The organism is Pseudomonas lundensis (genome assembly GCF_002269125.1).
Taxonomy (GTDB): Bacteria; Pseudomonadota; Gammaproteobacteria; order Pseudomonadales; family Pseudomonadaceae; genus Aquipseudomonas; species Aquipseudomonas lundensis_A.
This window is the reverse complement of the sequence record NZ_NQKI01000070.1, coordinates 1-4,161: the sequence shown is the minus strand read 5'-3', so window position 1 is coordinate 4,161 and position 4,161 is coordinate 1. Positions and strand designations below refer to the sequence as shown.

The 4,161-nt window shown below is 58.2% G+C and carries 5 protein-coding genes; all 5 read left to right on the top strand.

Features of this window, described 5'->3' with window-relative positions; translation table 11 throughout:
• The coding region (locus tag CJF39_RS23120; protein WP_170942723.1) for a hypothetical protein at positions 1–278 on the top strand (278 nt) is incomplete at its 5' end.
• A gap of 118 nt (positions 279–396) precedes the next feature.
• Complete coding sequence (locus CJF39_RS22305; protein ID WP_212555996.1) at positions 397–1,236, top strand: protein rep; 840 nt, start codon at positions 397–399, stop codon at positions 1,234–1,236.
• Positions 1,237–2,107: 871 nt separating this feature from the next.
• Entirely contained in the window at positions 2,108–2,533 is a 426-nt protein-coding gene (locus CJF39_RS22295; RefSeq protein WP_094995333.1) for a hypothetical protein, read from the top strand.
• 446 nt (positions 2,534–2,979) lie between these two features.
• On the top strand, positions 2,980–3,174 hold the full coding sequence (locus CJF39_RS22290) for a hypothetical protein (RefSeq protein ID WP_141232220.1): 195 nt from the start codon (positions 2,980–2,982) through the stop codon (positions 3,172–3,174).
• 118 nt (positions 3,175–3,292) lie between these two features.
• Entirely contained in the window at positions 3,293–4,102 is an 810-nt protein-coding gene (locus CJF39_RS22285; RefSeq protein WP_196492187.1) for a protein rep, read from the top strand.
• Positions 4,103–4,161 lie beyond the last annotated feature (59 nt).

Below are 4,161 nucleotides of genomic sequence, written 5' to 3'. Positions count from 1 at the left end.
GCTCTGGAGTGGAGGCGCAAACCTCGCCCGTTATGTTCCTGGTCGTGATGAGAAAATTTGCCATCACCACTGAGGAGTTGGGCATGAGGGTTTCAATCGAGCTGGATCGTAAGGACGTTTTGTCTCTGATCGCTGTTTTCCTGCTGATGCTCCCGGATTCCGGGGCTTTGCGCGGTTCTGAGGCGGGTGAATCCCTGCTTTACTTGATACATAGAAACAAAGTGTATGCAGGTGCTATGCTCGATCCCACTGAAAAGGGGGCCATGAATGGCGCATAAAAAAACCCCTGGGAACCCTTCCAACTTGGCAGACGGGGAGTTCACAGGGGCTCACGAAGCTAGGCTTCTGGGCGAAAGAATAGCACGCTACGGCGTTGCTCACGCAAGGTCTCAGGCGATGCTCGAACATCTCCGAGAAGCTCCGTCCCACGCTAGTATCAAGACCGCCGCGGGCCTAGCCACCTGCGGAAATTACCTGCACTTTCGGGAGTATTTCACCGTGGGTAAGGTACGGCTGCACAGCGCCTCGTTCTGTCGGCAGCATCTCGTGTGCCCTCTTTGTGCGATCCGCCGAGGGGCAAAAGCTCTTGGCGCGTATCTGACCCGCTGGCAGGTCCTCCAGCAAGATCGTCCAGATTTGCTCCCATATCTCCTGACCCTTACGGTCAAAAACGGTGATGACCTGGAAGAGCGGCAGGCCCACCTCAGTAAGTCACTTCGCAAGCTGCTAACGCATCGTCGCCATTTCAACGGCGGCATTCCGCGTGCCCCGTGGACAGAGCTTTGTAAGGCTGAAGGAGCGGTCTACACACTGGAGTTGACCAACAAGGGCAAGGGTTGGCACCCGCATTGCCACATGATCGTTCTGGCGACCTCTCAGCCATCCCAAACCGCCCTCAGCGCCGAGTGGCACAAGATCACTGGCGATAGCATGGTTGTGGATTGCAGGCCCATCCTGGGCGATCCCGTTGAGGGCTTCATGGAGGTATTCAAGTACGCCGTGAAGTTCTCCGACTTGACCCTGGCCGACAATTGGCACGCGGCGCAGATCCTCAAGGGCAAGCGCTTGTTGAACAGCCTTGGGTTGTTCAGGGGGGTCGATATCCCTGAGTCTATGCTCGATGAACCCCTCGATGGCCTCCCATATTTGGATCGTTTTTACCGTTACCTGGGTGATGAATATCGGCTGGATGAGTTGAGGACGAGGAGAGGGCTAAGCCATGCAATGCAGGATTGATAAACGGGTAATTGAGCTGCTCAACGAAGACGGTGTCTCGATCACTTGGGAACAGTTCCGAGCCGCTTATGAGCGTCGTCGAAATGAACGAAACACTGATCCTTTGAAGCCTGTTCGCCATGCCAAACAGGAGGCCGAAGATCTTGCGTTTGAGGCATTTCTTGACCGATCAGCGAGCCCCAAAAGGTGAGGCCGGCAACAGCGTAGCGCCTGCCGGCCTCACCTTTTGGGAAAATGCCTCGTATGGCCCTCCTATTGCGGCTGCAATAGACCAAACAATAGGTCCAGCAATACAACGACCAAGAGCCAAAAACATAGAACCCAACAGCAAAATGCCGTCACCCCTGCGGGGCTCCGTGGCCGCCCCTGCGGGACGCCCAAACCTCCCGGGGGAGCGCCCCGGAAGGCCTTCAGGGTTCTGAATCGCTGCGCGATTCGCCACCCTCTTTCCTCCCCTGCGCCCTGGACGGGCTTGTCTCGAAAATTCACCCGCGTGCGCGCCCGGCAAAGCCGGACCAACCTGCTTTCTGAGACTGCGCGACGCATCGGCGCGGGACTTCGTCCCTCCCTCTGCTGCTCCGGCTCGAAACCAGGTTGGTCCGGTTTCACCTGACGCGCACGCAAGCGGTGCGGCCTGATGCTTCGCACCCTGGTTTCGCCCTGAACGGGCTGCACCAGGGCAGAACGGAAAAATTCGGCCTGGGGGCCATTTTCCCTCACCACCCTCGTGGGCTCGGATGGCGTCTGTCATGCTGTTTCCGTCGTCTTCGACGCCGGTTTATCAGAGCGGCTTTTGGCCGCTCTGGAAGCAGCTTTCAGCTGCCCAAAACCCTCTGCGCTACCATGCGATTTTCGCCTTGGAGCAGTCCTCATGCAGCGTCTCGCCAAACCTTCGGATTACGTCCTGCAGGACGTACTCGGTCGATCCATGTACATGCTGCCCTGGGAGCCGAGGCTTTGCCCTGGGAACCCAGCAGAGAATCCTGAAACCGGCGCAGCGGAATACAACGAGCATGCCCTCCTAAGGGCTCAGGAAGGCGATACAGGCGTTGTTCCTGACGAAATCGGGGATTCAGTGTCTTGGGCGTTAAAAACGCCTGGAGAGGCTGCTAGGGCCTTTGCGGCTGACTTGGCGGCGGCTTATCAGGGCGATTATCAATTTCGCCTGGAAGACCTGGAGCATTGGGACGCAGACACCAAGCCGTTCCGTGCTGACCTGGCGTTTCGCAATGCCGAACTACGCGCTCTGCCCGCTCGCGAGGTGATGGCCTTGAGGGCTAGAGCAGCACATGCCTGACGCGCTGCGCTTGTCTCCTCGACCTACGCACGGGAACAAGTACCCGCACTCCGATCGAGGCCAGTCCGTCCACCGTTGAAACTTCCCAGGTCAGGGGCCGCGACCCCGGCTCGTCGTGACTCGCTTCACCGTCGCGCCGAACGGAGTCCCGGGCGAAGCGAACCCTTGACCCTTCGCCGATCAAATCACCCTTTGGCTCTCTGTTCCTGGCCACCGGCCGGGAGCGGAGGCCCCCAGCATGGGTGCTGTTGATTTTTGCTCTTGGCGCCCTGGGTAGTATTGCGAAATGTTCTTCACCCCCCCTCCCTGATCCTGTGGGGTGCTGTTACACCCCCACTTTACCGAAGACTCCTTCGTTTTTTGGCTCTGGAGTGGAGGCGCAAACCTCGCCCGTTATGTTCCTGGTCGTGATGAGAAAATTTGCCATCACCACTGAGGAGTTGGGCATGAGGGTTTCAATCGAGCTGGATCGTAAGGACGTTTTGTCTCTGATCGCTGTTTTCCTGCTGATGCTCCCGGATTCCGGGGCTTTGCGCGGTTCTGAGGCGGGTGAATCCCTGCTTTACTTGATACATAGAAACAAAGTGTATGCAGGTGCTATGCTCGATCCCACTGAAAAGGGGGCCATGAATGGCGCATAAAAAAACCCCTGAGAACTCTTCCAACTTGGCAGGCGGGGAGTTCACAGGGGCTGACGAAGCTAGGCTTCTGGACGAGAGAATAACACGCTACGGCGTGGCTCACACAAGGTCTCAGGCGATGCTAGAACATCTCCGAAAGACCCCGTCCGAAGCGACCATCAAGACTGCCGCTAGCCTTGCCAGCTGTGGTAATTACCTGCATTTCCGGGAGTACTTCACCGTGGGCAAGGTACGGCTGCATAGCGCGACGTTCTGCAAGCAGCACCTGGTCTGTCCGTTGTGCGGCATTCGCCGCGGTGCCAAGGCTCTTGGGGCTTACTTGACCCGCTGGCAGGTGATCCAGGAGGAACGCCCGGATCTGCGGCCCTATCTCCTGACCCTAACAGTCAAAAACGGGCCGGATCTTGAAGAGCGTCAATCGCACCTCGCGAAGTCGCTACGTCGCTTGATGGATCGTCGTCGCTACTTCAATGCCGGTACTCGTGGCGCTCCCTGGACAGAGCTTTGCAAAGCCGAGGGGGCCGTCTACACCCTCGAGCTGACCAACAAGGGCAATGGCTGGCACCCGCATTGTCACATGATCATTCTGGCCACATCACAGCCCTCCCAAACCGACCTCAGCACCGAGTGGCACAAGATCACCGGTGACAGCATGGTCGTGGATTGCAGGCCCATCCTGGGCGATCCCGTTGAGGGTTTCATGGAGGTGTTCAAGTACGCCGTGAAATTCTCCGATCTGACCTTGGCTGACAACTGGCACGCGGCGCAGATCCTCAAGGGCAAGCGCCTGCTGAACAGCTTCGGCTTGTTCCGTGGCGTTGAGATTCCCGACTCGCTGCTCGATGAGCCGCTCGACGGGCTTCCGTACCTGGATAGGTTCTATCGCTACCTGGGCGATTCATACCAGCCGGCGAGCATCAGGGAGTGAGGGCAGGCGACAGCGTAGCGCCTGCCTGCCTCACTCCCTGAAATTGCCGCTCCTATGGC

Bases quoted from the DNA above. Each gene is read 5' to 3' on its own strand.
- CJF39_RS22305 (WP_212555996.1), top strand. From the start codon at position 397: ATGCTCGAACATCTCCGAGAAGCTCCGTCCCACGCTAGTATCAAGACC.
- CJF39_RS22295 (WP_094995333.1), top strand. From the start codon at position 2,108: ATGCAGCGTCTCGCCAAACCTTCGGATTACGTCCTGCAGGACGTACTC.
- CJF39_RS22290 (WP_141232220.1), top strand. From the start codon at position 2,980: ATGAGGGTTTCAATCGAGCTGGATCGTAAGGACGTTTTGTCTCTGATC.
- CJF39_RS22285 (WP_196492187.1), top strand. From the start codon at position 3,293: ATGCTAGAACATCTCCGAAAGACCCCGTCCGAAGCGACCATCAAGACT.